Here is a 26,646-nt window from a genome sequence, read left to right on the forward strand (position 1 = left end):
GGGGGCTTGGATTCAGCATTGGTGCGGCTTTTCAGACCAAAATGGCTGGAAAGCCGCGCCAGACAAGCGATCGTGGTGCCGCGCGTCGCCTACTTCGGCAGCTGCCCCAGCATCTCCGTCACCCCGCGCCAGGCAATGTCGATGCCGATGCAGAACAGGATGAAGGCCGACAGGCGCAGCACGATGATGGTGCCCAGCCGGCCCAGCAGCGCCACCAGGCGTGCGGCGTGGCGGTAGCAGAGGTAGATCGCCAGCACGGCGATGAATGAACCCAGTACTGCCGCACTGACGGTGAGCAGCCAGTCCTTCAGGCGCGTGGGCGTGCTGGCGCCCAGCGTGATGGCCGCCGAGATCGTGCCCGGCCCCACACTCAGCGGAAAGCTGATCGGATAGAAGCTGCGCACCTTGAGCGTCTCCTCGCTCCAACCCTGCTCGCAGGTAGAGGCCACGGCCTTCTGAATGGTGTCATCCTGCTGATCGGACAGCATGCGCCAACCCGCCACCGCAATCAGGATGCCCCCGGCCAGTTGCACCACAGCCAGGGACAGGTTGAAGAAGGCCAGCACATGGCTGCCGATCAGGTAGGCCCCCATCATGAGGAACCAGCAGTTCACCGCCACCTGCCGCGCCAAACGGCGGTGAATCTGCGGCGGCTGCCCCGCCACCAGCGCCGCCACGACGGGCACCTTGCCCAGCGGATTGAGAATGGGCAGCAAGGTGGCCGGCACGATCAGCAGCGCGGCGATCCAGGTGGATAGAAGGTTCATGCGCGTAATCGCCGGGCTGAAGTGGGAGGGAACGTGCTGTCGCGCCGCTGCGCAGAGGCGCCGCAGGGCAGAATCGCTCTCAAACGATGCTTGGCTTGCATATCTGTGGCCGAAATCACAGTATTTCTCTTACAGAATCCGCCAAAACTCTCTATAAATAAGCGGAAAGTCGATTTTCTGATTCTGGCCATTATTGACGCTTTCTATCACCGGCAAGAAAGATCCGTGCATGCCGCTGCATGGTCCAGTACTGCGCGGCCCAGTCGATCATGACGGCGATGCGGTTGCGAAAGCCGATGAGAAAGAAAACGTGCGCAAACAGCCAAAGCCACCAGGCGAAGATGCCGCCGAACTTGAAGCGGCCCATCTGCGCGATGGCGCGGTGGCGGCCGATGGTCGCCATGGAGCCGTAGTCCTTGTAGACGAAAGGCCGCACCGGCTGCCCGGCGATCCGCGCCTGCACATTGGCCGCTGCGCACCAACCCATCTGCTTGGCGGCGGGTGCGATGCCGGGGACGGACTTGCCGCCGCTTTCGATCACGGCCAGATCACCGATCACGCTGATCTCTGGGTGCAGGGGCAGGCTCAGATCCGGCAGCACCTGCACGCGGCCGGCACGGTCGAGCGTGGCGCCGGTAGATTGTGCGAGCAGCTGGCCTAGCGGGCTCGCCTTCACGCCCGCGCCCCAGATCACGTTCCCGGTACCGATGCGTTCGCTGCCCGCAGGCGTGCTCACGTCCACGCCCCGAGCATCAATGGCCGTCACCCGCGCATTCAGGCGCACCTGCACGCCGAGACTTTCGAGTTGGCGGCGCGCGCTGTCTGACAAGTCTTCCGGATAGGCCGCCAGCACGCGCGGCCCGCCTTCAAGCAGCAGCACCTCGGTTGAGCGCGCATCAAAGCGCCGGAACTCACCGGGCAGGGTGTGGCGCGCGATCTCGGCCAGCGTGCCAGCCATTTCCACGCCGGTCGGGCCGCCGCCGATCACCACGAATCGCAAACAGGCCGCGCGCGCCGAGGGGTCGGTCAGCCGCTCGGCCTGCTCGAAAGTGGCAAGAATGCGGTTGCGGATGGCGTAGGCGTCGTCCAAGGTCTTCAAGCCGGGTGCATGCTCGGCCCAATCGTCCCGGCCGAAGTAGCTGTGCGTGGCGCCCGCCGCCACGATGAGGTGGTCGTAGGGGATGCGCTCGCGGCCCGTTTCGCCCTCCCCGTCGATCAGCACCTCGCGCGCTGGCACATCGATGCCGACCACCTCGGCCAGCAGCACGGTGGTGTTGGCCTGCCTGCGCAGCACGTGCCTGATGGGTGCGGCAATCGAGGGCGCGGCCAGCCCTGCCGTGGCGACCTGGTAGAGCAGCGGCTGAAAGAGATGGTGGTTGGTGCGGTCCAGCACGGTGACATCCACCGGCGCATCCTTGAGTGCCTTGGCCGCCGCCAGCCCGCCGAAGCCGGCACCGATGATCACGATTCTGGGTCGGGTCATGCTCACCTCCGGCTCGCAGTATGCCAAGGCGCTACGCTGCTTCTTTCGCACGGAACCTCATGGCCCTCAAGTCCACCATCTACAAGGCGAATCTGTCGATCGCCGACATGGACCGCAACTACTACGCGGACCATGCCCTCACCATCGCGCGCCACCCCAGCGAGAACGACGAGCGCATGATGATCCGCCTGCTGGCCTTTGCGCTGCATGCCGATGAACGCATGGGCTTCGGCAAGGGCCTCTCCGACCCCGACGAGCCCGATGTGCTCACGCGCGACCTCACGGGCGCCATCACGCACTGGATCGAGGTCGGCCAGCCCGACGAGCGCGCCATTCTCAAGGCCTGCGGGCGGGCGCAGCAAGTCAGTGTGCTGGGCTATGCCAGCAGCACCGACATCTGGTGGCGCAACATCGAGAGCAAGCTCACGCGCACGCGCAATCTCACGGTGCAAAGCGTGGCGGCGGCGCAGAGCCAGGCCCTCGCAGCCCTGGCCGAACGCAGCATGAACCTTCAGTTCAGCATCCAGGACGCCAGCGTGATGGTCACGAGTGAGCGCGGCAGCGTGCAGCTTGACGTGGTGCAGCTCATGACACCGAAAGTCGATTGAGTTGATCCTGCCCTGCACGGGCGATAGGCAAGCCCGCGCCGCACGCGCATCATGCGGCGCATTCCAAACCCGAAGGGAGTGCGTCGATGAGCAAGGGGATTCGGCTTAGTGAGAAGTGGTTTCGCCGAGGGCTGTGGCTCGTGGCGGTGGTGTTTGCGGGCTTTCTGATCGGCCTGGGCGGGCTGATCGTCAGCGATCTGCCGCGCGTCGAAGAGCGTCTGCAGACCGATGACTACATCGACAAGGCCGCGGCCGCGCCGCTGCGCGCGCAGCTCGACGCCTTTGAGAACCAGCAGCGTGAGCTTTCAGAGCAGCGTGAACGCGCTCAGCTGGCCCTGACCACGGCGCGCAACGATGTGCGCGAGACGCAGGACACCTTTGCCAACTGGCTGGCCACGCGCGGCACCACGCAGAAGAGCGATCAGGACCCGGAAGTCATCGCCCGCACCAAGGCGCTGGACGGCCTGAAGGCCAAGGAGCGTGAGGCCCAGCGCGTGCTCGAAGGGATCGATGCGCAGCTGCTCGGGCTCACGCAGCAGCGCAGCGCCGTGCAACGGACCTTGGCCGATCTGGAGTACAGCGCCAACACCCTGCTGGCGGCCGAGCGGCGCAAGCAGGAGCTGCGCGTGTTTGCCTACCGGCTTGCGCTCACTCTGCCGCTGCTGCTGATCGCCGGCTGGCTGTTCGTGAAGAAGCGCAAGGGCCAGTACTGGCCCTTTGTGTGGGGCTTCATCTTCTTTGCGCTGTTTGCCTTCTTCGTGGAGCTCGTGCCTTACCTGCCCAGCTATGGCGGCTACGTGCGCTACATCGTCGGCATTGCACTGACGCTCATCATCGGCCATTACGCCATCCGCGCCATGCAGCGCTATCTGGAGCGGCAAAAGCTGGCCGAAGCACAGCCTGAAGTGCAACGACGCGAGAGCCTGAGCTACGACCTCGCCATGGCGCGCCTGGCCAAGAAGGTCTGCCCGGGCTGCGAGCGCCCGGTGGATCTGGCCAACCCCGAGAACAATCACTGCCCGCATTGCGGCATCGGTCTGTTCGACCGCTGCGGCAAGTGCAACACGCGCAAGAACGCCTTTGCACGCTACTGCCACGCCTGCGGTGAGCCGGCTGCGCATCAAGTGGCCGCCGAGTCGGCCTGAGCCCTCCGAGCAACGCAAGGGTCGCGTGTGCGATGAAGAACACCGAGCGCTTCTCCAACCGCGTGCAGGCCTACCTGGCAGCGCGGCCCGGCTATCCCAACGCCCTTGGCCCGACGCTCAAGCGCGTCTGCGCCTTGCGCGACGGCGACCTGGTCGCCGACCTGGGCAGCGGCACCGGGCTGAGTAGCCTGCCCTTCCTGCAGGCCGGCCTCTGCGTCGCAGGTGTGGAACCCAATGCCGAGATGCGCGCCGCAGGCGAGGCGGCGCTGCAGCCCTGGGGTGCGCAGTTTCGAAGCGTGGCCGCGCCTGCCGAAGCGACCGGGCTGGCCGCCGGCAGCGTGCAGTTGGCCGTGGCGGGCCAGGCCTTCCACTGGTTCGACAAGCCTGCACTGGCCACCGAGCTGCGGCGGATCCTTGTCCCCGGCGCGCAGCTGGCCCTGTTCTGGAACATCCGCGACCACGATGACCCCTTCATCGCGGCCTATGACGCCGTGCTTGCCGCCGCCAGCGAGGAATATCGACACACGCAACTGCCACAGCCCGACCAGACCCTGGAAGACAAGCACCGCGCGAGCATGGCCACCGTGTTCGGCCATGCGGACTGGCAACGCTTCAAGCTGAGCAACGCACAGTGGCTGGACCGCGAGGGCCTGGTGCAGCGCGCGAGCTCCGCGTCCTACTCGCCCGCACCGGACAGCGTCGAGCTGGATGTACTGCGCGCGGCGCTCCACGGTCTCTTCGATGCGCACGCCCGGGACGGGCTGGTGCGCATTCCCATGACCACCTGGGTCTTTCACGCGGCGCTGCGCTGAGCGCGCCACAGCCACCGCTAGACAGTGATGATCTGCCGACCTTCATCGAGCAGGGCCCGCAGGCTGGCGTGACCGCGGTCATCCGTGAGCAGGGGCAGGCCCGCCGCCTCGATCTCGGCCAGCACGCCATAGGACTTCGCGCAGTAGCTGCAGACGCCGCGGACATCGCCGCGTACCGAGTTGAACAGCGTGTGCATGCGGTGCCCGGGCTGCGCCAGCTCGGCGGCCGCCTTGCTGCCCGCGCCGTCAAAGACGATCTGGACGTCATCGCCCGCGCGGCGCAGCTCCTGCGCAAACATCATCGTGCGGTAGATGGCGGACGTGCCCGGACCTTCGAGCGTGCTGTAGATGACGAGTGCGACCTTGTGCATGTCCTGCCCCGCATGAAGTGCAAAGTGATATGGGTGAGTCGATGCGCCGCGGGCATCCTTACAAGCCCGTACGATCGAGTTGCCCAAGTGCATGTCCCTGTGCCCTGCACCTCAACCTCAATGGGAGTACCGGATGGCCAGCTCCAAGCCCCCCGTGGAATTCTGGTTCGACTACACCAGCCCCTACAGCTACTTCGCGGCCTGGAAGATCGAGGGCATTGCGATGCAGTACGGACGCACGGTGGCCTTCAAGCCCTTTCTGCTGGGTGCCGTGTTTCCGCTGTCCGGCAGTGCGCCGCTGGTGCAGCAGTACGAGCCCAAGGCACGCTATTCGAAGCATGACTTCGAGCGCAGCGCCCGATTCAGCGGTCTGCCCTACCGCTACCCGGACAACTTTCCGATGCTCACGCAGAACATCGCGCGGGCCACGATCTACCTGACCGAGCATGCGCCCGGCAAGGTGCCGGCCTTTGCCAAGGGCGCCATGCGTGCCTACTTCACCGAGAGCGCGCCCATCAATGACCCGGCATGGATCGGTGCGTTTGCCGCCGAGCTGGGTGCAGACGGCGCCGCGACCGCAGCGGCCTGCGCCGACCCGGCCTACAAGGACAAGCTCAAGGCCCAGACCGAGGCCGCGATTGCCCAAGGCACCTTCGGTTCACCGTGGATCGTGGTCGATGGCGAGCACTTCTGGGGCCATGATCGGCTGCCCCAGGTGGAATGGTGGCTGCACGAGCTCGAAGATCACTGAACGACGAAGGCGTTCAGCGCGCGACACAGCGGGTTCACGCAGCTCGCGCAAGCCGCCGCTCCCAGGGCAATGCACCCAAAGCCACCACAAGCAGGCTGAGCACGCCCCAGCCCAGTGCCACACGCAGCCCGGCGTCGGCCCCCGCCCACCACGCGGCCCAGGGCGGCATGCCCACCACCGCCAGAAACGCCAGCACGGCCAGCACAAAAGGCATCAGCGCCCAGACGGGCAGCCAGCGCTCAAACCCGCCCAGGCTGGGCAAGGCGCTGAGCTGCGCCCTGCGCGCGACCTCTGCGGCAAAGTCGGCCGACAGTGCGCCGGGCTCATCGGCCTGCAGGGCGCGATGGATCAGCTGGTAGCCTGCATCGGCCGGATGCATATTGGCTCCTTCAAGCTGCATCGCGGCTTCCTGGGCCTGCCAGTGGTGTTCCTGCTCGGATGCGGAGGGGTGGCTCGGGTCGAGGTGCGTGTACATGGCGAAGGCTTTCAGAATCGGGCGGCGTTCGTGGTTTGGCCAGCTCGGGCGGGCGATGCAAGATCGCCGAGTTGCTCGCGCAGCCGAGCGCGGGCACGAAACAGGTGGCTCTTGATGGTGCCGGTGGCCAAGCCGGTGATCTGCGCGATCTCGGCAATCGAGAGTTCGTCCAGGTGATACAGCGTCAGCAGGGTGCGGGGCAGCTCGGGCAGGGTCTCGATGGCTGAATACAGCCGTTCGCGCAGCTGCGCGTCGGCCCACAGGGCTTCCACGTCCACGGCGGGGTCGGCCGGCTCCCAGGCGGGTGCTGCACCCTCGACGGGCTCGATATCCAGCGAGACGAGATTCAGCCTCTTCTTTTCCAGATGCCGCAGGGCGATCGAATAGGCCACGCGGCCGATCCAGGTCTTCAGGGCCGACTCGAACCGGAACTGGTGCAGCTGGGCATGCACGCGCAGGAAGGTCTCCTGCGCGAGTTCGCGTGCATCCTCGGGGTCGCGCACCATGCGGGCCAGGATGTGCCAGGTCAGCCGCTGGTGCGCGCGCACCAGTTGCTCGAATGCGCCGGGCACCCCGGCCAGGACCGCCTGCACCATGGCGCGGTCCTCGATCATCGACCTGTCCGTTTCATGCACGGCATGGATACGTCAGCCGCGCGACCGGTTGCAGGCGTTCGGCGCCAGCCGAACCACTGCAACCGGCATCTGCCAGGCCGTATCCATGCACCCAAGCCCTGTCATCCACCGGCGCATGGCGCCCCCGGAGTCTTCATGGACAAACACATCGTCGTCCCCGTTGCCCTGTTCTTCAGTTTCGTCTGGGTCATCAAGATGATCATCGATGCCCGCATGCGCTACCTCTACCTGCGCGGCGGCTCACCGCAGACCATCGCTGCGCTCGTGGCGGGCGAGGAACGCATGCGGCGCCTGGGCATGCTGCGCTGGGGCGTGCTGCTCACCACCCTGGCGGTCGCCTTCGTCATCATCGACCGGGTCGGCGTGGACGCGAGCTCACCGATGACCTGGGGGCTGATCTTCGGCGCGCTGGGGTTGGGCAATCTGGGCGCTTATCTGCTGGTGCGCCGCGAAGATGCGCTGATCCACGCGCTGTTGCCGAGCCCGTCCGCATCGCCCGCGTCGGCAGCGACGGAGCCTGCACCGTCCGCACCTTTCCAGCCGCCATCCGCCTGAGCACCACATCGCATTGCGCTCAACGCCGCCCCGGCCGCTCCATGGCCACCTCGGAGCGCGTAAATCCCAGGCGCTCATAGAAGCCGGCCACGCCATCACGGCCGGCACGCAGTACCCAGGTCATCTCCGGGCGGTCGCCCATGACTGCGCGCACCAGGGCTGCGCCGATGCCCTGCCTGCGATGCGCCTCAGCCACCACCACCATCGAGATGTAGCCATTGAAGAGGCCGTCGGTCAGTGCGCGCAGAAAGCCCACGACCGTCTCGTCGCGCACCGCCACCAGCGCCACCGGTGAGCGGCGCAGCAGTTCCGCAAACACCGCGGGGTCGCTCACGCGCGGGCCCCAGTTCGCCGCCGCCAGCAGCTGCCGGGCCGCTTCGATTTCCGAATCCCGGATGGGCCGGATGCTCACGCCCTCGGGCAGGTGATTCGGCGCACGGTCCGATGGGTCAGTCGATGTCATGCAAGAAGGCTCCGGGCAGGCCACGCTGAAGAAACTCAGCGCGCCCGCCCAGTGTGCCTGCGCACGCCACAAATGCCACCGAGTCGCTTGCGCGCTCAGCGCAAGGCCACGGCTTGCGTCTGCGCTGTACGCAGCGTCAGCGCGTTGACCTGGCCGTTGGACTGCGTCTGCAGCTCGATGCGGACCTGCCCATCGGCCGACTCGAACTGGTTCTCCCCGGTCTTGACGAGTGCCACGCTGGGTTCCATGCCCAGTTGCATCGTCGGGCGGCGCGCCGAGCCGCCCATCACCAGCTCACGGCCATCGCTGAGTGCATAGGTGCCGCGCATGGCCTCGGCCTGTGCAGGGCTGATGCGCGAGCGCTCGACGACCACGTGGGGCTGCGCAATCGCCTGGGCGCCCCCACCGACCAGCGCTGCCGCCAGCAGGGTATTGCGAAGCGCGCGAAAGGAAGCAGAGGAAGCAATATGTGAAGGGAATGTCATGAGGAGGGTCCTGAAAAAGCAGGCTTCTGTCATCCGCTTGGCGGGTGCGGCCTGATGGTGAGGGAGGGTCTGCCCGCAAGGCGACGCCAGCTGGCGAAGCCCGTGCAGGCATGCCCACACTGTGGCAGCCGGCTGGCGGCCCTGTCCTGTGGGCTGCGATGGAATGCAGAAATCTGAGGCTGGCCTGCAAGCGCTGCGGAGTGCAGCGCAGGCTGTCCCGCAGGAATCGGAATGCTTTCGCACGCCGCACCACCTAGCCTGCAGGCTCAACCCTCCCTTGAGCCTGCACCATGACCATCGACTTCCAGATCTCCGGCCTTGACCCGCAACACTTCGCCCATCTGCGCGGCATGGATGATGCTGCGCTGGCCCGGCATCACGCCCTGCGGCACGTGGCAGAGGTCAAGCCCGGCATTCCGGACCGCATCCTGATGCGCGATGCCGAGCCCGGCGAGGTGGTCCTGCTCGTGAACCATGAACATCTGCCCGTGGATTCGCCCTACCGCTCACGGCATGCGGTCTTCGTGCTGGAAAGCGCGCTGGCTGACGGCGTTGCGCCCTACCGCGCCGTGAATGACGTCCCGGACGTGCTGCGCTCACGCCTGCTGTCGCTGCGAGCCTTCAATGCGCAGCACATGATCGTGGGCGCAGATGTGGTGGAGGGCACGGCGGTCGAAACGCTGATTGAGCGCTTTCTCGCCCGGCCCGAGGTGCGCTACATCCATGCGCACTACGCCAAGCCGGGCTGCTATGCGTGCTTGATCGAGCGGGCGTGAGCAGGCCAGCCCCCCTGCCGATTCACATCAGCCGGGATTGGAAGCGTGCGATCACCTTGCCGCCCTCGTCGCGCAGCTCCAGCTCCTGGCCGTTGGTGCGCCAGGTCCGCACAGCGTTCAGCATGCGCAGGAAGCTGCGCTCCAGATCGTCTGCTCCGGCGCAGGCCATCAGTGTGCCCGCCATGCGCTCGAAGCTCAGCTCGCTGCCCCTGAGCTTGTAGGCGCCGGTCATGCGGTTGCAGCCGCTGTGGCCGGTGATGCCAGCCACGCCGGGCGCACCCTGGGGCTCGGGCTGCAGCATGAAGTGCGGGCGCCGCCCGTGCGGTGGCAGCGCGGGCGGCTGGCCGCCAAGTTCGGTCAGCTCCCAATAGGTGTTGATCAAGGGCGCGGTGAGCTGCGCGGGGCATTGTGCCTCTGCGGCGACATCCACCACGCTGCTCACGATCAGCGCCGGGCGCACAGGCCCTTCCATGTACGGGCGCTGGGTGATGCGGCCGTCAACCGTCGCCAGCACCGCATCGCCCGGCTGCTTGCGCGCACGGATGGCGGCGGCTTCGAGCGCCGCGTTCGCCTCTTCCTGCACCACCCACAAGCGCTGACCACTGGCGCAATCAATGAAGGTGCCCGTGTCGGCCATCAGGCTGTAGCGGCCCCAGTAGCGCTGGGTACGCGGCTCTGCACTTGCAGCCGGGGCACCGCCAGCAGCACTCACACGGCGCAGCAACAGCTCGATCTTCTGCTGCGCCGGCTCGGGCGCCACGAATGCGGCCGTGTCGCTGGTGAACAGCAGGACCTCGGCCGCCAGCACGCGCGCCCGCACGCTCACTCGGGCCGGAGGCTGAAGTGCCGCGGACGGCAGCTTGAGCTGCGCCTGCATCAGCCCGCCGGCGCCCGCCGCCACACGCACGCTGGCCACGGGGCGGGCCGCGGCATCCGCACGTGCCACATCGGCGGCTGTCACCTCCAGCACCGCACCGGGCGGCAGTGCGATGCGCTCGCGGTAGCTCGCAGTCACGTCCACCGTCACGACCACAGCCCGATCAGGTGCCGCAGTCTGCGCGGGCAAGCTGCCGCAGGCCGTGGCACACAGGGCAAGCAGAACGATGAGAAACCTGTGCATGGGCGAGCTCCGTGGGCTGGCAGCCGAGCTGGAGGTGCCCGGCTGGCCCGCTGAGCGTAGCGCGATGGAGCGCTGTATGCATGCGTTCAACATCGCTTCGCTTGTCGGGCGGGCCTCTTCAGCCACTTTGCCCTGAAGAACCGCACCCAGAGCCGCTCTCACCCTCAAAGCCCGGGCTACATCTGCTTGAACAGGTGCACATAGGCCCGCGACACGGGCAGCTCGGTGTCGGTGCCCTTGATGCGCACGAACAGGCGGGCGTTGTCGTCGCGGCGGGTGCTGGCGATGAAGTTGAGGTTGACGATGGTGGAGCGGTGGATCTGCCAGAACTCGTCAGCGTCGAGCTGGGCGGCCAGTTCGGTGAGCGTGGTGCGGATCACGTGCTCGGCCGTGGCCGTCTTGACGATGGTGTATTTCTCGTCGCTCTGGAAATAGAGCACCTCGGCCACGGGCACGTGGTGGGTGGTGGAACCGGCGCTGGCGCGAATCCACTTCAGCGGGCCCTCGCCTTGCGGCTTGGCCTGCTGCATGAGCTGCTTGAGCACCTGGGCGATCTGCGGGGCTGGCTCGGCCGCGGCCAGCTCCTTCTTCAGGCGCTGACAGGTGCGGGCAAGGCGCTCCTCATTCACCGGCTTCACCAGATAGTCCACGGCCTCGCGCTCGAAGGCTTCCACGGCGTATTCGTCATAGGCCGTGACAAACACCACCCGCGTGTCGCCCTCGATGCCCTGGGCCACCTCCAGGCCGGTGGCACCCGGCATCTTGATGTCGAGAAAGGCCACGTCCGGCCGCTCACGCTCGATGAGCTGCGCAGCCTCGATGCCGTTGGCCGCGGTGCCGATGATCTTCAGCTCCGGCCACAGCGCCGTGAGCTTGCTCACCAGGTAGTCGCGCAGCAGTTCCTCGTCGTCCGCCACGATGGCGCGGATGGCGTGTGCAGTGTTCATCAGTCGAGGGTCTCCGGCAGGTCCAGCACGATGCGCGTGCCCGGCTGGGCGTCTTCGATGCTGAGGCGCGCATCTCCGTCGTACAGCAGCGCCAGGCGCTCGCGCAGATTCTCCAGGCCCACGCCGCCGGCGTCCTCGCGCCCCGTGGTGCGGGCCTTGCTGCGGCCGGGGTCAAAGCCTAGGCCGTTGTCCTGCACCACGGCGCGAATTCGACCAGGTGCGCTCTTCTCCACACTCACCCGCACTTCGCCGCCCTCCACCTTGGGCTCCAGCCCGTGCTTGACGGCGTTCTCGACGATCGGCTGCAGCAGCATCGGCGCAAAGGGCGTCTGTGCCAGCTCGGGCGCGATGTTGATCTGGTAGCTCAGCCGCTGGCCCATGCGTATCTTGAGAATGTCCAGGTAGTTGCGCAGCAGGCTCTCTTCCTGCGCGAGAGTGGTCTGCTCCTGGCGGCTGATGTTCAGGCTCTGGCGCAGGTAGGCAATGAAAGTCTCCAGCATGGTCTTGGCGCGCGCCGGGTTCACCTCGGTGAGCGTGACCACATTGGCCAGGGTGTTGAACAGGAAGTGCGGCTCGATCTGCGCCTGCAGCAGGCGCAGCTGGCTGGCGATCTGCCGCTTCTCGGTGGACAGGCTGCGGATCTTCTCCTTGGCCAGCAGCGCCTGCACCTTGCGTTCCTCCCACTCGCGGCCCAGCCAGAGGTCCGGGCCGAAGACGCCGAAGGCATGCGCAGTGATGCCGATGCCCCAGCCGATCATGGGCCAGAAGAACCAGATGTTGTTCGGTGTGGTGGCGATGTTCAGGATGGCCAGCCCGCCGATGACAAACAGATAGACGGTGAAGTGGCCATAGAACCCGCGCATGGCCTTCACGCGCTTGCGGGCCTCGAAGTAGGCCTCGGCCTCGCGGCGGGTGGCAAAGACCCGCTCGTCGCCATAGCTGCTGCTTACCAGGCGGCCACCCCGGCGGACCGCAAACAGATTGTCATCGTCGTCATCGTCGTCGCTGCCGTCCTTGTCCAGACTGCGACGGTCCAGGATGCGGCCCTCGTCGTCCGTGAGCGTCAGATGCTCGCCGCCGCCAGGGCGGCGCTCTGCGTGCACGCGGTAGCTCATTGCGCACCTCCCTTGGGCTCATCGGCCGGGGGCGCACCCACGCGGGCCGCCTCGCGTCGCGCCATCAGCTCGCTGACCTTGCGCTCCTCCCAATCCGGCCCGCCCACCAGCCCAGGCAGCCAGAAGATCACCAGCCCGCGGCCCAGCAGGATCACCCCCCAGACCGTGAACGCCACCCAGATCCAGTGCTGCGCCCACCAGATCATGCGCGGCGCCCCCAGATTGACGACACTCGTGATCGTCACCACGGTGAGCAGTGTGGCCGCCTCACGCCACCACGCCGCCTGCCGCCGCACCTGCCGGCGAATCTCCCACTCCCGGCGCGTCATCCCCTCCACGCGCATCGCTTCCTGAAATTCCTGCTTGTTCATGTTTGTGCTCGCCAATCATTCAACATGGGCGCAAGCGTACGGCGCGATCCGGGTTCAAGCAGCGGGCGGGCGATGAATCGACGACGGTGGCGGTGGATGGTGGTGGGTTGGCTTGGATGGTGGGGGCCGCACGTCTGAACGAACAGCGAACGCTGGCCCCAGAGGGGTATTCCGCTTGTCTGGTGCGGATCTTGGGGCGATTTGTGCTGGAGATTGGCTTCCAGAGCGGTTCTTTAGCTGCTCATGTAAGCAAACCGAAGCGTGCGCGCTCTCAATAGCCGGCCCAAGACAGAAACACCTCGAGCATGTCCGCAAGGTTTTTCGATCCTCCGGCCGCCTCGAACTTGCCCGACACCACTTTGCAGCGCAGCCAGTCGGCATCGAATTCCGAATCACCTCTCGCAACTGCCTCAAATGGCTTGTGCGCGAGATTTGTTCCACCCAAGTCAACAACCAGCCACCAGCCCGGGTTGTCCAGCGTGTCGAGCTTCACTCCATGAGTGTGCTCCCAGCCGCCATTGCATTGGTCTGAATACCACTCTTGCAATCGAGCAATCTGTTCCATAGGCCCATCACGCCGTTAGTGCCGCGACGTTCATTACACAAGTCGTAGTGACCGAAGCACTAGGCTTCCCGGAGGCAACGAACAGTGCGCGACAACACATCAATTCGTGCGTGGGAAGGCGCCGCGTGTCAGGAGCGCATTGATTGAGCGCTTCCGCAGTTGAGACATCAAACGGCTCCGCTTGTCTGGTGCGGCTTTCAAGCCAGTTTCGCCTGGAAAGCCGCACCAAACCTCGATCTAGCGCTTCAATCCCTCGATCAAAACGCGTACCGCACCCGAGCGTAGTAGTAGGCGCCGTTGAAGCCGATTGGTGACACCACGTCGTACGGGAAGTTGCCGAAGTAGCTGATGTCGGCAATCGAGCGGGTGGGATAGGTGTCGCCGATGTTCACGGCGCCCAGTGCAACGCTGAACTGCTTGTTGATGCGATATTCGCCTTCCAGGTCGAACTGCCACTTGGCGTCGTACTGCTGCGTGGGGGTGAAGCCGCCGCCGAAGTCGAACACGCGGGTGGCCTTGCCGTGGCGGGTGGCGCGCAGGGTGCCGCCCCATTGCGCGCCCGTCCAGCCGGCGGTGAGCACGTGCTTGGTCAGCGGCGCGGCGGTGGTCAGGGTGTTCTGTTCTTCCAGGCCCACCAGGTTGCCGCTCACGCCCAGGGCAGCCAGCTGTGCGGGCACGGGCTTGAAGTTGGAGAGCTCGGTCTTGGCGTAGCTGCTGGCCGCAGACACGCGGGCCTGGCCGCCGGCGATGCGATCGGTCCAAGTGATGACGAGGTCTGCACCGCGGGTCTTGGTGTCCACCGCGTTGGTGAAGAAGTTCACGCCCTGCACGCCGGCCACGCCGAAGTTGGTGGCGATGAAGTTGGTGAGCTGCGTGCTGGAAAAGCGCTCGGACAGGGTGATGCGATCCTTCACCCGGATCTCGTACACGTCCAGCGAGGCCCTGAGTGCGCGCGAGGGGTTGGCCGTGAGGCCCAAGCTCCAGTTGTCGGACTTTTCGGCCTTGAGCTCGGGGGCGCCCAGGGCGCGGGCAATGCGGCCGTTGGCCGGCAGGGTGCGGATAGAGGCCAGCGCGCCGCCGGTGCCGAAGTCCGTAACGGTGAAGCTGAAGTTCTCCTGCGCCAGCGAGGGTGCGCGGAAGTTGCTGGACACCGCACCGCGCAGGGCCACGGCCGGGGTGAAGGCATAGCGCGCGGCCAGCTTGCCGGTGACGGCGCTGCCGAAGTCGCTGTAGCGGTCGGCACGCAGGGCGCCCTGCACGAAGAGCTCGCGCGACACGTCGGCCGAGAGGTCGGCAAATACGCCGTACACGCTGCGGCGCACGTCAATCGCATCGCCTGGCTGCAGGGCCAGCGCGCCCTGCGACTGTGCCGGCGAGCTCGTCACGGGGCCGGTGGCGTAGGCAGCGGCATCACCGGCGCTGGTGGAGAAGCCGTCGCGGCGCAGCTCGATGCCGGTGGCAAACAGCGCGGGCTTGGCCAGGCCCAGGTTCAGCTCGCGGCTGGCATCCAGATTGAGCGTGGCCTGCTCGAAGGTGAAGTTGCCCAGATTGAAGCTGCGCGGCGTGGCGGCGCCCAGGCTGGGGTTGGCGGAGTTGGTCAGGCCATAGTCAAAGCTGTTGCGGCCGTAGCCGAAGGACGCATCCCAGAGCCATTCGCCGCCGGAAAGTGTGCTGGCGCCCTTGGCGCCGCCGGTCAGGGCGAAGTCGGTGCTGGTGCCGGTGGTGCGCGGCAGGTAGCCGTTGGGGTAGACGGCCGGCACATTGGCGCTGGAGTCCGGGTAGCGGAAGAAGGCGGCGCCCTCGGTCTCGCGGCGGGTGAGCGTGGAGAAGCCGTAGACCTTCAGGTCGGGCGCCCAGTCGTACGCGCTGTTGAGCCAGAGTGCGGCGTTGTCCACCTTGGGTTCGCCGGCGCGGTAGTTGCGTTGACCTTGCAGGGCGAGGTTCGGCGGCGTCTGGTTCTCGAAGAAGGGGATCTCGTCGCGCCCGGCCCGATTGGTCGGATTGGCTGCGCCGATCTCGGCACCCGCACGCACGAAGCCGGCATCGCCCAGAGCCCAGCCGAGCTTGCCGCGCAGCTGGGTGTTCTGGCCGTCGGTGATGGTCTTGCCGGTGGGGTCGAACTTGGTGCGGAAGGCGCCGTAGCTGGCCTCAATCTCGCCACCGGTGCGGGCGTCGTCCAGGATGATGTTGATCACGCCGGCCACGGCGTCCGAGCCGTACTGGGCGCCGGCGCCGTCACGCAGCACTTCCACGCGCTTGATGGCCGACACCGGAATGGCGTTGAAGTCCACCGGGTTGGTGCCCTTGCCCACCTTGCTTTCCAGATTGACCACGGCCGCCGTGTGGCGGCGCTTGCCGTTGATGAGCACCAGCACCTGGTCCGGGCTCATGCCGCGCAGCTGGGCCGAGCGCACGTGGTCTGCGCCGCCGCTGTTGGACTGGCGCTGGAAGTTGAACGAGGGCAGCAGGGCACTGAGCGCGCTGCCCAGTTCGCCGTTGCTGCCGGCGGCGTTGCGCAGGTCTTCGGCGCTGAGCACGTCCACCGGCACCGGGGTGTTGAGCGAGGTCCGGTCCCGGCTGCGGGTGCCGGTGACCACCACCGTGTCCACGGCCTGGGCGGTGCCGGTGGCGGCGGGCGCTTGCGGCGTGACGGTCTGGGCCAATGCGGGCGCTGCCAGGGTGGAGGCAACGGCGGCACTGATGAGCGACAGACGGGAGAAGACGGACATGCGGGGCGGGTTCATGGTCAGGAGGCTGTTGTTGATGTGATCGGGAGCCGCCGCGCCGGATGGCACGGCCAGCCCGACAGAATGCCTCAGCCCTGCTGCGCTGCACAGCGGGCTTCGGGAAATCCTTATTCATCGGCTGCAACAGGGGTCATGGGCGTGTAGCAGGCCCGCGCGTGTGGTCGAATCGAGCGTTTTTTGCTGCGTTGCCTCATGCCGCCCTCCGCCCCATCCCCAACCCCCACCCCGCGCCGACACCTGGGCGTGTGGTCCGCCATTTCGGTGTGCGTGGGCATGGTGATCGGCGCGGGGATCTTCAAGACCTCGCCCGAGGTGGCGGCCCATGTGGGCAGCGACACGCAGCTCTACGCCCTGTGGATTGCCGGCGGCGTGCTCTCGATCATCGGCGCCATGTGCTTTGCCGAGCTGGCCGCCGCCTACCCGGACACGGGCGGGGACTACAGCTTCCTGCACCGCGCCTTCGGGCCGAAGATGGCCTTCCTGTTTGCGTGGTCGCGCTTTTCCATCATCCACACCGGCTCGATGGCGCTGCTGGCCTTTGTGTTTGCAGACTATGTGAATCAGCTGCTGCCGCTGGGGCCTGTGGGTGGCGGCCTGCTGGCCGGCGGGATCATCGTGGTGCTGGTGCTCGTGAATCTGCGCGGGCTGACGATCGGCCTGACCACGCAGCTCGTGCTCATGGCGCTCGTGCTGCTGGGCCTGCTGCTGGCCGGGGCGGCCGGGCTGTGGCTGGTGCTGCAGGGCACTCCGGCCGCCACGCCGGTGGCGGCGCACCTGCCCACGGCCACCGGCACCAGCCCCTACCTGGCGCAGCTGAGCATGGGCACGGCCATGGTGTTCGTGCTGCTGGCCTACGGCGGCTGGAGCGACGCCGCCACGCTCAGCGCCGAGATGCACGACGAGCGGCGCGGCATTGTCTGGGCGCTCTTGGGCGGCATGTCGATCGTGATGGCGCTGTATCTGTTGGCGAACTGGGCCTACCTGCAGGGCCTGGGGCTGACGGGCCTGGCGCGCAGCGAGGCGCCGGCCGCCGAGCTGCTGCTGCGCGCCTTCGGCACACCCGGCGAGGTGCTGATGGTGGCGATCGTCGCCATCACCGCCATCAGCGTGATGAACGCCATCCTGATTGCTGGCGCCCGCACCACCTATGCCGTGGCGCGCGACACGCCTGCGCTCACCGCCATGGCCCGCTGGGACGCACAGCGCGGCACGCCCGTGGCCGCCATGCTCGCCATGGCCGCCGTGGCCCTGGTGCTGGTGGCGCTGGGCACGATCACGCGCGGCGGCTTCTCCACCATGGTGGACTACCTCTCGCCCGTGTACTGGCTCTTCCTCACGCTCTCGGCCACGGCGGTGCTGGTGCTGCGCCAGCGCGAGCCGACCGTGCCGCGGCCCTTCAAGGTGCCCTTCTATCCGGTGCTGCCCATCGTCTTCGGCGGCAGCTGCGCCTACATGCTCTGGGCCAGCCTGGACTACGTGCGCGCAGGCGCCTTGGCCGGCGTGGGCGTGCTGCTGCTGGGTGCCGTGCTGCTGGCGGTGCTGGGCAAGCGCGCTGTGGCGCAGCCCGAGCCCGAGACACCCGCCCCGGCGCGGGACGTCTGAACGGGCTTCACGCAAGCCCACACCCGCTTTCCGCTTGTCTGGTGCGGTTCTTCAGGCACCTAGCCTCAAGAGCCGCACCCAGAGCGCGCCTTCAGGGTGGTGCCTTGAGGACTGGCTCCAGACAAGCGGAAAGCCTAAGTCAGACCGCAACGGGGCCAAGGCTTGCACGCCTTGGCTCTTCGCCCGGCGCAAGGCATGCCTTGCGAAACCCCGGGCTCAGCGAAAAGCCCCGTACTGCCTTTGCGGGAGCCCCGCGCGCAGCGTGTGGGAGATCGGTGGGAGGGGGCGGCGCACAGTGCGTTCACCGGCACCTGGCCGGCCCCGGAATCTTCCGGGACACCCCTGAGGAGGAAGCACCATGCCCCGTATTGAAGTAGCCCGCCCCGACCCGCACGACGCGCTGTTTGCGGTCGACCCCGCCATGCCGCGCGACCCCGCGCTGCGCCAGATTGCCGACGACGTCTTGGCGCAGGTGAAGTACGCCATCGCGCAGGCCGCCGCCGACGACACACCCGGCAATGAGCCGCTGGACATCGCCGCACGAGCATTGGTGGCCAGTCGCCCCCAGCGCGAGCGCGAAGCTGCCCGCGTACAGGCACGCAGCCTGCTGGCCGCACCCGATGCCGCCCGCATGCGCCACTTTGGCCGCTTTGCCAACCTGCAGGCCGCCACCTACCGCAGCCAGGGTTTTGCAGCTGCCCCCAAGCTGAGTGTGAATGGGGACGCAGTGAAAGCCGCACTGACCCGCGTGGCCACCCAGCTGCACCCGATCTCGGGCAGCCCGAACCCGGACGTGGTGGCCGGCGCGGCCTACAAGACCATGAAGCTGTTCATCAAGCGCGTGCGCTGCATCGATGAAACCAATGGCGAATGGGGCTCCGACGAGATCGCCCTGGGCGGCACGAAGACCAACCCCAAGGGCGAGACCACCCTCGTCAACCAGTTTCTGGTGCACGACGACTTCGACAAAGGCGAGGTCAAGAACTACGGCTTCAACAAGGTGTTTTGCACCTGGTCCCTGCAGACCGCCGCCGACGGCTTCCCCTATGTGTACAGCGCCGTGATCGCCATGGCGGAGAAGGACGACGGCGGTTTCCATGACATCCTCAAGAAGCTCTGGGACCTCGTTGACGACAAGGTCAAGGAAGCGGTGGCGGGCGCTGTGGGTGCGGCCGCGGGTGCAGCCCTGGGCAGCGCATTCGGCGGACCCATCGGCGCGGTCGTCGGTGCCCTGTTCGGTCTATTGATCGGCTGGCTCATCAGCCTGTTCGACAACCCGGACGACCTGATCGGCACCCGCGTCACGATGATGACGCTGGGCGCGGCCACGAAGTCGTACTACGACTGGGCCAAGCTCACCTCGCCCGAAGGCTGGACACACACCCTGACCTTCAAGGGGGACGGCGGCCACTACAAGGTGGATGTGGCCTACCGCGTCTTCACCTGAGACGGCGCGCGTCGGCCGCGGCTTGCCCTGTTTCGGGGCTGTGCCTGCGGCCGATGCACCGGTATCTTGAGTGCGCAGGTTCCGGCGGCGGGCCTGTGCAGCCCAACCGCCGCACTTACAGGAGCTCTCATGTCCGCTCGAACATTCTCCGCCCCGTCCCCTGCTTCTCGCGCGCACGCCCGCCTGTTGGTTGCATGCGCAATGAGCATCGCGTTCGTTGTGCTGCTGGCGCCCGCCTCGGTGCAGGCGAGCTGCAAGCCCAACTGTGCGGTGGGCAGTGTGGTCAATGCTGCAGGTGTGCCGCCGAAGGTGGCCTCGATCGTCAAGACGATCAGCTTCAAGGGCAACACATTGAGCCCGCAGGGCAGCAAGGCGGTGGCGGCGCTGGCGGCCGAGCTGAAAACGGCCGGCCTGAAAGACCCGGTCACCATTGCCATTCCGCTCGAAGACGGCGTACCCGCCAGGGAAGCCGCCGCGCAGGCCGAGGCACGCGCGGTTCAGCTGCGCAAGGCCCTGGCGCAGCAAGGGCTCAAGCAAGGCGCGGTGGAGGTTGTGATCGCGCGCTAGCGCGGCATGGCCACCAGCCCCCACTGCGCGGCGAGCTTGCGCAGATGGTCATCAGGGGGCTGGCCGATGTGCTCCAGCGCCTGCTCAAACCTGCGCAGCACGCGCAACGCATCGCCGCGGCTGCCTTGAACGAGATGGACTTGCATGAGCCGGATCACCAGCTGCTGAGCGAGCGGCTCGTAGTGCAGCGCTGCCTCGAGCAGCGCTGCTTCGCGCAGGCCAGCATCCGGCAAGCTCTGCTCGGGCCGTCCAAGCAGGGTGGCAGCAGCCTGTGCCGCACGCACCGTCTCCTGGTGGCAGCGCACACGCGCTGCTTCCAGCCATGGCACCGGCTGCAGGCCGGCCAGCAGCTCGTCGTAGCCGAGCTCGCCGATCTGGGCGATCAACGCGTGCGCCGCATCACGATCGGGACGATCGCCGTGCTTCATCGCGGGCGTCAGGCTCAACGCCTCCAACGCATCGATCAGCTGGCGGCGCAGGGCCACGTCGGACTGCGCCTGGGCGCGGTTCAGCCCCACCCGGCCGTCGCCGATCTGCACGAGATCATTGGCGCCCAGGAGCTTGCGCAGGCGTGCCACGGTCATGTCCAGGGACTTTCGCGCTGTGTCGCCGCTAGCGTCGGGCCACAGCGCATCCATCGCCGCGACAAGGCTCACGCTCAGGCGGCGCTCTGCAGCCATCATGCGCAGCAGTTCGAGCGGCCGCGCCTGGGCCTTGCCCTCGCTTGGCAGCGCGCGCCCGGCAAGTCGCAGTTCAAAGCCGCCAAGCAGGCGCACCCACAGCACCCACGGCCACTGCGGGCCGGCATCGTCCGGCGCCGGCAGCCGACGCGCCCGAATGACCTCCTCGACAAAAGCGGGCAGCACGGCCCAGCGAAGGGCCAGTGCACACAGCGCTCCCGCCCGCTGCGGCAGCAAGCGCAGAAACATCGTGTAGCGCAGTTGCTGAGCCCCGCCGAGTGCATCGGCCAACAGCGTCTTTGCGGCCTGTGGGTCCTGCTCGCGCAGCGTCCAGGCGCGCAGCAGGTCATGCAACACGCCGAATACCTGCGCGTCGCGCCCCGCATGCCGAGTGCGACAGTAATGCAGCAGCGCGATCGCCTCATCTTCGCGGCCCAGGGCAAGCAGGATCTGCGCGAGATCGGTGCGGCACGCGGCGAGTTCGGCATCGGGCAGCGCGGAGGCGCATGCGAGATCCAGCGCTTCATTGAGCAGCGCCAGAGCCCGCGCCGGCTGGCCGGCCAGCAGCTGGGCACGGGCGCGCATCTGCTGCAGGGCAATGAGCTGCGCAGCGCGGCCGGCGCCCCAGTCCGGGTCGATGCCTTCCAGCACCTGCCGGGCTTGCGCCAGTTCGCCGCCGTCGAGCAGCAGGCGCACCAGCGCCAGTGAGACCATGAGCGCGCTGCCATTGAGCGCCTCGGCGCGGCACAGATCCAGCGCACGTTGCCAGCTGCGCTGCGCACGGGCCTGCTCGCCCACCTGGTACAGCGCGTAGCCCACGGTGTAGAGCCAGCGCACCCGCATCAGCGGGCTGGCGGCGGCAAAGCGGGTCGGCTCCTCCAGCGTGCTGGCGAGCAGGCCGAAGTGCGCATAGGCCTGCTCGGCAAAGCGGTGGTTGACCAGCAGCTGGCCGGCGATCAGGCACTCGTTCGGGCTGAGCACCGGCTCCAGCGCGCGCAGCGCCGCCCAGAGCCGCTCGGCGGCGTCCTGGTGCGCCGGCTCGATCCGGCCGCTCAGCACACCGGCCGCCACGCCGGCGGCATCCGCCCAGAAGCGGCCGGGCCAGGGGTCGCGATCGGCTTCGTTCGGCAGGGCTGTGTCGGCCGCACACCGATCCAGCCAGACGGCCACCTGATCCATGGCGCCGTAATCCAGCAGGCAGGCCACCAGCGCAATCTGCGCGTTCTCCTGTGCGGCGCGGGTCTGCTGCGCGGCTGTGTCGGCCTGCCAGGCGCGGTCCAGGTAGGCCAGCACGTCGGCGCGCTCCTGCAGCAGGCCGAGCAAGGCGCGCCACCGGTCTTGGGCGGCGGGCGCCAGAGCCGTGCCAAGGCCCTGCAGCCGGGCGGCGAGCGCACTGGCATCACCCGCACGCCAGAGAGCGCGCAGCGGCAGCTCAGGGGTGTGCTCGGGCGGGGAAGGGCCATTCATGAAGCCGGCTCCGGCGTGGGACTGCCGGGAGTGTGCCTGCGAGTTCGCCTGCACGCGAATTCCGTCTGGCCGCTGCGTGGCCCCTGCTCCGTCGCCGCCCTGGACGATCGCACCGTGCCGGCGGTCGCCCGGTGCGCTTGACGCTGGATGTGCCGCACCCCGCTGTCTCGCTTGTCTGGAGCGGATCTTCATGGCAATGGCCTGAAAACGCGCTCTGGGTGCGGGTCTTCAGAGACATGGGCTGAAGAACCGCACCAGACAAGCGGGGCCCGGCGGTGGTCTTGCGCAGGCGGCTGCCAGGGCGCCATTTCAAGTGTGCTTGGCACCCCACTCTAAACGCTGGACGCAACCGTTTGCGCCGCTCAGAATGCCGCCCTGTTCAGCGATCCATGAACAACTCCCTGAACTTGCGCGCCTCGCCCCCGCCACCCGGAGGCCCCGGCGCCTGCTCGACCCGATCTCACAAGGACCCCCTGCAATGCCCTCGCCCCTGCGCCTGCCCCCGGCGCTCGTTGCGCGCCTGGCCACGCCTGCCGCGCTGTGTGCCCTGGCTGCCGCCCTGCTTGCCCCGCCCGCGGCCCAGGCCGTGGAAATCGCCCCCGACACGCCGCAGATCGACACGATCGACCGCATCAATCGCACCGGCGTCATCCGCCTCGGCCACCGCGAATCGTCCATCCCCTTCAGCTACGTGGATCGCGGCACCGGCCGCCCCATCGGCTATGCCGTGGACCTGTGCACTCGCGTGGTGGCCAACCTGCGCCGCGACATGAAGCGCCCGGACCTGCGCATTGAGTGGGTGCAGGTCGCCGCGGCCGACCGCATTCCGGCCCTGCTCGACGGCCGCATCGACCTGGAATGCGGCAACACAACCAACACGGCCGAACGCCGCCAGAGGGTGGCATTCACCGTGCCGCACTTCCTCACGGGCGCCAAGATCCTCTCCAAGAAAGCGGTCGGCATCGACAGCCTGGACGAGCTTGAGGGCAAGCGTGTGGCCGTGACCAAGGGGTCCACCGGCGAGGCCCTGGTCAAGGAACAGGCTCGCCTGCGCCGCAACGCGCCGCAGCTCGTGCCCGTGCGCGACAACGCCGAGGCCTTCACCACTGTGGACCGGAACGCCGCCGACGCCTTCATCACCGACGACATCCTGCTGCTGAGCTTCAAGGCCAACGCCAGCAACCCGGCCGACTGGCAGCTCAACTCGCGCATGCTCAGCGTGGAGCCCCTGGCCATGGCCCTGCGCCGCGACCCCGCCTGGCAGAAGCTGGTGGACGCCGCGATGACTCGCATCATCGTGGATGGCGAGATCAACGCCATCTACAACAAGTGGTTCATGCAGCCCACGCCGCCGCGCAACGTGGTGCTCAATGTGCCGATGAGCCCGCTGTTGCGCGCGAGCTTCGTGGCGCCGTCCAGCAGCACCGCGTTCTGAGCGGCTGCGCCCGGACGCATAGCCACCCGGGCGCGAACCAGCGCGTAGGCAGGGCCTGACGAAGCACCGCAACTGCGCCACGCTAGGCTCCGCGCCCGCGAGACCACACGCCCGGCGCGGCTTGAGTTGCGGCATCGCCGCCCGCGGTGGACATCGAGCGATGCCACAAGGGCAATCCGCGCATCGGGACATGCTTGCTTACAGCGCGTTACGGCTTGGCCGAGGCGCCGCGTAAACAATCTGCACCGGCCCCCGTTGAAGGGGACAGACCCGCCGCAATTCCGCGCCGCGGGTTGTGATGATCAAACCTCTGGAGGGATCACCATGAAACGTATCGCCGCTCTCATCGCCTCGCTGTTCGCCGCCGCCGCTTTCGCCCAGGCCCCCGCCACCCCCGCCGCCGCCCCGGCCGCACCCGCCGCCAAGGCCGAGATTAAGGCCGACGCCAAGCCGGCCGCGGAAAAGAAGGCCGACAAGAAGGCCAAGAAGGAGAAGAAGGCCAAGAAGGACGCCGCTCCCAAGGCTGAAGAGAAGAAGTAACTCACTGCCTGTCAGTGAGTGCGGCAGCCCGACCGGCTGCTGCAGACAACCCAAGGCCGGCCCGTGGATACACGGCCGGCCTTGTGCTTTTGCGATCGGCGGTTCAGCGTGTGCCGGATTGGGCGGCCTGCGCTTGGTGCACGAGCGCCTCACGCGCGACACCGGCCTCGCCGATTTGGGCCACATGCTGCAGACGCGCACGCGTGGCCGCGATGCCGGCGCAGGACATGAGACCAGGCCCCATCTCCGGCTCGGCATGCTTGAGCCGAGCGCGCTGCAAGGCCTCGCTTTGGGCCTTGATCTGCGCTCGCTCCGCGTCGCTCGAAGCGAAGCGCCCCTGGATGCCGTAGCCAATCCCCGCAAGGGTGATGTCGTCAGATTGCTGCAGCCGCTGCCCAAGCGCTACGCATTCCTTCTGCCGCGCCGCGCTAAGGGCCTGACGTTGCGGCTCCGGGCACCAGCGCGAGGCTGCAAAGGCAGCGTTCTGCGGCACGCTGAGCATCGCCTCGATACCAATCGTCCGGACAAGAGCAGACTGCTGCAGGGCCGGCTCAGCCAAGCCCTCCATGGCCGTGGCCAGCGTGCCGCTGGCGTACAGCACCCCTACGCGATGACGTGGCGCGGCGATCGCTCGGCGCATCGCGTCATCCCAGGCTGCGGTATCGCCCCTGAGCTGCGCCTGACCAGCCACCTGCAGCCAGTTGGCGGCGTTGTCCGGCTCCAGTTCCGCCAGCGTCGTCCAACTGATCAAATTGCAGACTGTCGGCTTCAGGCCCCAATCGAGGCAGCCCGAAAGCGCCAGCCGATACACCGCCGGGCTGCCGCTGTCTGCAGCCAGCCGAATCAGCTCGCTCAAGGGTCGAGTCACCGGCGGGGGCATTGGAAGTCGCGTCTGGCCCGTGCTTTGCTCCTTGTACGCATCACTGCTCATCCAGCGGCTGAGCTCGGCTGCGAACTGTGCCCAGAGGCCCACGGCGCGCTCGTTCACATCGGCGCGGGTCGCCAGGCGCAAGCCTGCGCGCCGCAGTACGTCCAGGCTTTGGCTATCCAGTCGCTCGCCCAGCGCCTCGATGACTCGCTCATCCGTCCGGGCATCGAACACACCGTGCCCGCAGATTTCGACCTGGGTGTCTTGGGAGCTCGCGTTCGTTCGCGCCCGCTGCCCTGCCGCCAGAAGATCATCCAGCGACTTTCCTGGCTGCGTGGCAGGTGCGGCAGGCTTCGCGCCACCTGCAGGCTGGCCAGACGTCGGGCCCAGCCCGGCGGGGCGGAGCCAAAGCGCGAGAAGGAAGGCCGCAAGCAACACAGCGCCTGCCGCGACCCATCGCTTGGCGAGCTTCATCGCGCCGCGCTGGGCGTTGGCGAAGGCGAGCCGCCAGCCTGCCCAGCCTTCGCCCGCTGCTCCGCCAGCACGCGGCGGGCAAAGGCGGCTTCGCCCTCCTGGGTCTTGCGCAGGAAGTGTTCGCCAAAGCGTCTGGATGCATCGCAGCTGTAGATGTGCTCCCACGGAATGTCCGGCGAGGCGTTGGTCAGCGCGGTTCCAAGTGCCTTGCGCTCCGCATCGATCGCCGCTGCCCGCTGCGGATCTCGCGCCAAGCGCTGTGCAATGCGCTGGCCGATCATCACGTGGATCAATGACTCGTTCTCCTCCAGCCGGCGCGACAGCTGCTCGCACTCGGCGGCGCGGCCCGGGTCCCGAACGGTGGCGTCGCTGCAGTGCTTGGCGGCAAGGCCCAGTGGGCCAATCGGTTCGACAGCATCAATGCCGATCACAGCGAGCATCAGCGCCGTGCGATCGAACCCATCCGGGTTGCGCATCATCAGTTCGGCCGCAGCGCGGCGCAGATCGAAGTGCATGCTCTGGCTGCCGCGTGCAGTGGCCGCCCGCGCCATCGCTGCGTCTGCGCCCCGTGGGTCGCCCTGAGCCTGGCGATCCTGCGCGAGATTCAGCCAGCCGTCGAAATGCTCTGGCGCAATCTCGGTGTAGCGCCGCCAGCTCAGTGTGCTGCAGGGTTCGGACTTGCGGTAGCGCTCGCACTGCATGAGCGCCTGCCGGTAGGCCACGGGGTGTTCGCTGTCGCGCGCGAGATTGACGAGCCGGGCCAGGCTCGGCGGTACCCAGCGCGCCTGGCGCGCCTTGCACTCCTCCGTGTCGCAGTAGTTGGGATTGAACGGCGACAGGGAGGCATCGGTCTCGCTTGAAATGATCAGCCGCAGGCCGATCGCGCGCTTGGCCATGTCGCCGTCCGCGGCCAGCAGGGCACCGAGCTGGCCCGTGAGCACACTGCCGCGCGCAAGCATCTCGTCAATGACCGGCGGGTTCTTGTCACTCGCCGGGTCCACCGTCACGGTGCCGCGTCCGCAGACTTCGGTCTGGTAGGGCTTGCTGCGATCGATTGCCGCCTGCACATCCGGCGCCTTGCTGCCGCGCGCGATGAGCTCGTCGATGGACAGGCCGCCGGCTTGGGATGCGCTGGCACCGCGGCCAGCAGCCTTGGACGCCTCGGCCGCGGCCTGGCGAGCTCGCTCTTCGCTGCGCCAGGTCTGGACTGCAATGCCGATCAGCGCCACAAGCGCCAACGCGCCGGCAACCCGCCATGCTGTTTTGCTCAGCCCCAAAGTCTGAACCCCTTTCCGCTTGTCCCTTGGACTTCTCCAGCCACTTTGGCCTGAAGAAGCGCATGGAATCTACCGCTCGCCCGCAATGTGCGGGCTTG

The 26,646-nt window shown here is 67.5% G+C and carries 26 protein-coding genes and 1 pseudogene; 11 read left to right on the plus strand and 16 right to left on the minus strand.

The genetic code is table 11. From position 1 onward, the window contains the following. Positions 1 to 89: 89 nt before the first annotated feature. Both ACMDW7_RS17060 and ACMDW7_RS17065 read right to left on the minus strand, forming a co-directional pair. The gene (locus ACMDW7_RS17060; RefSeq protein ID WP_377304608.1) at positions 90 to 767 is read right to left on the minus strand and encodes a MarC family protein; all 678 of its coding nucleotides are present in this window, start codon (positions 765 to 767) and stop codon (positions 90 to 92) included. A 190-nt stretch (positions 768 to 957) separates the two neighbouring features. Then, on the minus strand, positions 958 to 2,250 hold the full coding sequence (locus ACMDW7_RS17065) for an NAD(P)/FAD-dependent oxidoreductase (protein WP_377304610.1): 1,293 nt from the start codon (positions 2,248 to 2,250) through the stop codon (positions 958 to 960). Positions 2,251 to 2,309: 59 nt separating this feature from the next. Here ACMDW7_RS17065 and ACMDW7_RS17070 point away from each other — a divergent pair, with 59 nt between their 5' ends. The 3 genes and pseudogenes from ACMDW7_RS17070 to ACMDW7_RS17080 form a co-directional block, all read left to right on the plus strand. Beyond that, complete coding sequence (locus tag ACMDW7_RS17070; RefSeq protein WP_377304612.1) at positions 2,310 to 2,858, plus strand: YaeQ family protein; 549 nt, start codon at positions 2,310 to 2,312, stop codon at positions 2,856 to 2,858. An 86-nt stretch (positions 2,859 to 2,944) separates the two neighbouring features. Then, complete coding sequence (locus ACMDW7_RS17075; RefSeq protein WP_377304614.1) at positions 2,945 to 4,003, plus strand: serine endopeptidase; 1,059 nt, start codon at positions 2,945 to 2,947, stop codon at positions 4,001 to 4,003. A gap of 32 nt (positions 4,004 to 4,035) precedes the next feature. Then, a pseudogene (locus tag ACMDW7_RS17080) lies at positions 4,036 to 4,428 on the plus strand (class I SAM-dependent methyltransferase); the annotation flags it as partial. Positions 4,429 to 4,832: 404 nt separating this feature from the next. Here the strand turns inward: ACMDW7_RS17080 and ACMDW7_RS17085 are convergent. Then, positions 4,833 to 5,186, minus strand: a complete 354-nt coding sequence (locus ACMDW7_RS17085; protein WP_377304616.1) for a hypothetical protein — start codon at positions 5,184 to 5,186, stop codon at positions 4,833 to 4,835. 133 nt (positions 5,187 to 5,319) lie between these two features. Here ACMDW7_RS17085 and ACMDW7_RS17090 point away from each other — a divergent pair, with 133 nt between their 5' ends. Next, positions 5,320 to 5,937, plus strand: coding sequence for a 2-hydroxychromene-2-carboxylate isomerase (locus tag ACMDW7_RS17090; protein ID WP_377304618.1), 618 nt, complete (start codon positions 5,320 to 5,322; stop codon positions 5,935 to 5,937). 34 nt (positions 5,938 to 5,971) lie between these two features. Here the strand turns inward: ACMDW7_RS17090 and ACMDW7_RS17095 are convergent, their stop codons facing one another. Both ACMDW7_RS17095 and ACMDW7_RS17100 read right to left on the minus strand, forming a co-directional pair. Beyond that, positions 5,972 to 6,412 (minus strand): hypothetical protein, encoded by a 441-nt coding sequence (locus ACMDW7_RS17095; RefSeq protein WP_377304620.1) that lies wholly within the window; start codon positions 6,410 to 6,412, stop codon positions 5,972 to 5,974. A gap of 11 nt (positions 6,413 to 6,423) precedes the next feature. Continuing rightward, a complete protein-coding gene (locus ACMDW7_RS17100) occupies positions 6,424 to 7,026 on the minus strand; it encodes an RNA polymerase sigma factor (protein ID WP_377304622.1) in 603 nt (200 codons plus the stop codon). Positions 7,027 to 7,182: 156 nt separating this feature from the next. On the opposite strand from ACMDW7_RS17100, the gene ACMDW7_RS17105 reads away from it, so the two are divergent. Next, positions 7,183 to 7,602 (plus strand): hypothetical protein, encoded by a 420-nt coding sequence (locus tag ACMDW7_RS17105; RefSeq protein ID WP_377304624.1) that lies wholly within the window; start codon positions 7,183 to 7,185, stop codon positions 7,600 to 7,602. 19 nt (positions 7,603 to 7,621) lie between these two features. Here ACMDW7_RS17105 and ACMDW7_RS17110 read toward each other — a convergent pair whose 3' ends face one another. Then, positions 7,622 to 8,065 carry a GNAT family N-acetyltransferase gene (locus tag ACMDW7_RS17110; RefSeq protein WP_377304626.1) on the minus strand — a complete coding sequence of 148 codons (444 nt, stop codon included), beginning with the start codon at positions 8,063 to 8,065 and terminating at the stop codon, positions 7,622 to 7,624. A 95-nt stretch (positions 8,066 to 8,160) separates the two neighbouring features. Beyond that, on the minus strand, positions 8,161 to 8,550 hold the full coding sequence (locus tag ACMDW7_RS17115) for a hypothetical protein (RefSeq protein WP_377304628.1): 390 nt from the start codon (positions 8,548 to 8,550) through the stop codon (positions 8,161 to 8,163). 290 nt (positions 8,551 to 8,840) lie between these two features. On the opposite strand from ACMDW7_RS17115, the gene ACMDW7_RS17120 reads away from it, so the two are divergent. Then, positions 8,841 to 9,326, plus strand: coding sequence for a DUF1203 domain-containing protein (locus ACMDW7_RS17120; protein ID WP_377304629.1), 486 nt, complete (start codon positions 8,841 to 8,843; stop codon positions 9,324 to 9,326). 22 nt (positions 9,327 to 9,348) lie between these two features. Here the strand turns inward: ACMDW7_RS17120 and ACMDW7_RS17125 are convergent, their stop codons facing one another. The 6 genes from ACMDW7_RS17125 to ACMDW7_RS17150 all read right to left on the minus strand — a co-directional run bounded on the left by ACMDW7_RS17125 (position 9,349) and on the right by ACMDW7_RS17150 (position 16,188). Next, complete coding sequence (locus ACMDW7_RS17125; RefSeq protein WP_377304631.1) at positions 9,349 to 10,446, minus strand: META domain-containing protein; 1,098 nt, start codon at positions 10,444 to 10,446, stop codon at positions 9,349 to 9,351. A gap of 176 nt (positions 10,447 to 10,622) precedes the next feature. Continuing rightward, positions 10,623 to 11,393, minus strand: coding sequence for a LytR/AlgR family response regulator transcription factor (locus ACMDW7_RS17130; RefSeq protein ID WP_377304633.1), 771 nt, complete (start codon positions 11,391 to 11,393; stop codon positions 10,623 to 10,625). Next, entirely contained in the window at positions 11,393 to 12,508 is a 1,116-nt protein-coding gene (locus tag ACMDW7_RS17135) for a sensor histidine kinase (RefSeq protein ID WP_377304635.1), read from the minus strand. Before ACMDW7_RS17135 ends, ACMDW7_RS17130 begins: the two co-directional genes overlap by 1 nt. Then, positions 12,505 to 12,879, minus strand: coding sequence for a 2TM domain-containing protein (locus tag ACMDW7_RS17140; protein ID WP_377304637.1), 375 nt, complete (start codon positions 12,877 to 12,879; stop codon positions 12,505 to 12,507). The genes ACMDW7_RS17135 and ACMDW7_RS17140 overlap by 4 nt, the downstream gene beginning before the upstream one ends. Positions 12,880 to 13,150: 271 nt before the next feature. Further along, positions 13,151 to 13,444, minus strand: coding sequence for an immunity 53 family protein (locus tag ACMDW7_RS17145; protein WP_377304639.1), 294 nt, complete (start codon positions 13,442 to 13,444; stop codon positions 13,151 to 13,153). Positions 13,445 to 13,701: 257 nt separating this feature from the next. Further along, a complete protein-coding gene (locus ACMDW7_RS17150; protein ID WP_377304641.1) occupies positions 13,702 to 16,188 on the minus strand; it encodes a TonB-dependent receptor plug domain-containing protein in 2,487 nt (828 codons plus the stop codon). A 246-nt stretch (positions 16,189 to 16,434) separates the two neighbouring features. Between ACMDW7_RS17150 and ACMDW7_RS17155 the strand changes: the two genes are divergently transcribed. From ACMDW7_RS17155 to ACMDW7_RS17165, 3 genes are all read left to right on the plus strand, one after another. Next, positions 16,435 to 17,793, plus strand: coding sequence for an APC family permease (locus ACMDW7_RS17155; protein ID WP_377304643.1), 1,359 nt, complete (start codon positions 16,435 to 16,437; stop codon positions 17,791 to 17,793). A gap of 358 nt (positions 17,794 to 18,151) precedes the next feature. Then, positions 18,152 to 19,240 (plus strand): hypothetical protein, encoded by a 1,089-nt coding sequence (locus ACMDW7_RS17160; RefSeq protein ID WP_377304645.1) that lies wholly within the window; start codon positions 18,152 to 18,154, stop codon positions 19,238 to 19,240. Between the two features lie 201 nt (positions 19,241 to 19,441). Then, entirely contained in the window at positions 19,442 to 19,807 is a 366-nt protein-coding gene (locus ACMDW7_RS17165) for a hypothetical protein (RefSeq protein ID WP_377304646.1), read from the plus strand. Here the strand turns inward: ACMDW7_RS17165 and ACMDW7_RS17170 are convergent. After that, entirely contained in the window at positions 19,804 to 21,954 is a 2,151-nt protein-coding gene (locus ACMDW7_RS17170) for a BTAD domain-containing putative transcriptional regulator (RefSeq protein ID WP_377304648.1), read from the minus strand. The two genes, ACMDW7_RS17165 and ACMDW7_RS17170, sit on opposite strands and share 4 nt — an antisense overlap. A gap of 478 nt (positions 21,955 to 22,432) precedes the next feature. Between ACMDW7_RS17170 and ACMDW7_RS17175 the strand changes: the two genes are divergently transcribed. Beyond that, positions 22,433 to 23,389 (plus strand): amino acid ABC transporter substrate-binding protein, encoded by a 957-nt coding sequence (locus tag ACMDW7_RS17175; RefSeq protein ID WP_377304650.1) that lies wholly within the window; start codon positions 22,433 to 22,435, stop codon positions 23,387 to 23,389. Positions 23,390 to 23,713: 324 nt separating this feature from the next. Next, on the plus strand, positions 23,714 to 23,929 hold the full coding sequence (locus ACMDW7_RS17180) for a hypothetical protein (RefSeq protein WP_377304652.1): 216 nt from the start codon (positions 23,714 to 23,716) through the stop codon (positions 23,927 to 23,929). A gap of 103 nt (positions 23,930 to 24,032) precedes the next feature. Here ACMDW7_RS17180 and ACMDW7_RS17185 read toward each other — a convergent pair whose 3' ends face one another. Both ACMDW7_RS17185 and ACMDW7_RS17190 read right to left on the minus strand, forming a co-directional pair. Beyond that, positions 24,033 to 25,271 (minus strand): hypothetical protein, encoded by a 1,239-nt coding sequence (locus ACMDW7_RS17185; RefSeq protein WP_377304653.1) that lies wholly within the window; start codon positions 25,269 to 25,271, stop codon positions 24,033 to 24,035. Beyond that, entirely contained in the window at positions 25,268 to 26,548 is a 1,281-nt protein-coding gene (locus tag ACMDW7_RS17190) for a hypothetical protein (protein WP_377304655.1), read from the minus strand. Before ACMDW7_RS17190 ends, ACMDW7_RS17185 begins: the two co-directional genes overlap by 4 nt. Positions 26,549 to 26,646: the final 98 nt, after the last annotated feature.

This window comes from Piscinibacterium candidicorallinum, assembly GCF_047549485.1.
Lineage (GTDB): Bacteria > Pseudomonadota > Gammaproteobacteria > Burkholderiales > Burkholderiaceae_C > Piscinibacterium > Piscinibacterium candidicorallinum.

Excerpts from the sequence above, each read along its gene's own strand:
- ACMDW7_RS17060 (WP_377304608.1), bottom strand. The coding sequence starts at position 767 with ATGAACCTTCTATCCACCTGGATCGCCGCGCTGCTGATCGTGCCGGCC.
- ACMDW7_RS17065 (WP_377304610.1), bottom strand. The coding sequence starts at position 2,250 with ATGACCCGACCCAGAATCGTGATCATCGGTGCCGGCTTCGGCGGGCTG.
- ACMDW7_RS17070 (WP_377304612.1), top strand. The coding sequence starts at position 2,310 with ATGGCCCTCAAGTCCACCATCTACAAGGCGAATCTGTCGATCGCCGAC.
- ACMDW7_RS17075 (WP_377304614.1), top strand. The coding sequence starts at position 2,945 with ATGAGCAAGGGGATTCGGCTTAGTGAGAAGTGGTTTCGCCGAGGGCTG.
- ACMDW7_RS17085 (WP_377304616.1), bottom strand. The coding sequence starts at position 5,186 with ATGCACAAGGTCGCACTCGTCATCTACAGCACGCTCGAAGGTCCGGGC.
- ACMDW7_RS17090 (WP_377304618.1), top strand. The coding sequence starts at position 5,320 with ATGGCCAGCTCCAAGCCCCCCGTGGAATTCTGGTTCGACTACACCAGC.
- ACMDW7_RS17095 (WP_377304620.1), bottom strand. The coding sequence starts at position 6,412 with ATGTACACGCACCTCGACCCGAGCCACCCCTCCGCATCCGAGCAGGAA.
- ACMDW7_RS17100 (WP_377304622.1), bottom strand. The coding sequence starts at position 7,026 with ATGATCGAGGACCGCGCCATGGTGCAGGCGGTCCTGGCCGGGGTGCCC.
- ACMDW7_RS17105 (WP_377304624.1), top strand. The coding sequence starts at position 7,183 with ATGGACAAACACATCGTCGTCCCCGTTGCCCTGTTCTTCAGTTTCGTC.
- ACMDW7_RS17110 (WP_377304626.1), bottom strand. The coding sequence starts at position 8,065 with ATGACATCGACTGACCCATCGGACCGTGCGCCGAATCACCTGCCCGAG.
- ACMDW7_RS17115 (WP_377304628.1), bottom strand. The coding sequence starts at position 8,550 with ATGACATTCCCTTCACATATTGCTTCCTCTGCTTCCTTTCGCGCGCTT.
- ACMDW7_RS17120 (WP_377304629.1), top strand. The coding sequence starts at position 8,841 with ATGACCATCGACTTCCAGATCTCCGGCCTTGACCCGCAACACTTCGCC.
- ACMDW7_RS17125 (WP_377304631.1), bottom strand. The coding sequence starts at position 10,446 with ATGCACAGGTTTCTCATCGTTCTGCTTGCCCTGTGTGCCACGGCCTGC.
- ACMDW7_RS17130 (WP_377304633.1), bottom strand. The coding sequence starts at position 11,393 with ATGAACACTGCACACGCCATCCGCGCCATCGTGGCGGACGACGAGGAA.
- ACMDW7_RS17135 (WP_377304635.1), bottom strand. The coding sequence starts at position 12,508 with ATGAGCTACCGCGTGCACGCAGAGCGCCGCCCTGGCGGCGGCGAGCAT.
- ACMDW7_RS17140 (WP_377304637.1), bottom strand. The coding sequence starts at position 12,879 with ATGAACAAGCAGGAATTTCAGGAAGCGATGCGCGTGGAGGGGATGACG.
- ACMDW7_RS17145 (WP_377304639.1), bottom strand. The coding sequence starts at position 13,444 with ATGGAACAGATTGCTCGATTGCAAGAGTGGTATTCAGACCAATGCAAT.
- ACMDW7_RS17150 (WP_377304641.1), bottom strand. The coding sequence starts at position 16,188 with ATGAACCCGCCCCGCATGTCCGTCTTCTCCCGTCTGTCGCTCATCAGT.
- ACMDW7_RS17160 (WP_377304645.1), top strand. The coding sequence starts at position 18,152 with ATGCCCCGTATTGAAGTAGCCCGCCCCGACCCGCACGACGCGCTGTTT.
- ACMDW7_RS17165 (WP_377304646.1), top strand. The coding sequence starts at position 19,442 with ATGAGCATCGCGTTCGTTGTGCTGCTGGCGCCCGCCTCGGTGCAGGCG.
- ACMDW7_RS17170 (WP_377304648.1), bottom strand. The coding sequence starts at position 21,954 with ATGAATGGCCCTTCCCCGCCCGAGCACACCCCTGAGCTGCCGCTGCGC.
- ACMDW7_RS17175 (WP_377304650.1), top strand. The coding sequence starts at position 22,433 with ATGCCCTCGCCCCTGCGCCTGCCCCCGGCGCTCGTTGCGCGCCTGGCC.
- ACMDW7_RS17180 (WP_377304652.1), top strand. The coding sequence starts at position 23,714 with ATGAAACGTATCGCCGCTCTCATCGCCTCGCTGTTCGCCGCCGCCGCT.
- ACMDW7_RS17185 (WP_377304653.1), bottom strand. The coding sequence starts at position 25,271 with ATGAAGCTCGCCAAGCGATGGGTCGCGGCAGGCGCTGTGTTGCTTGCG.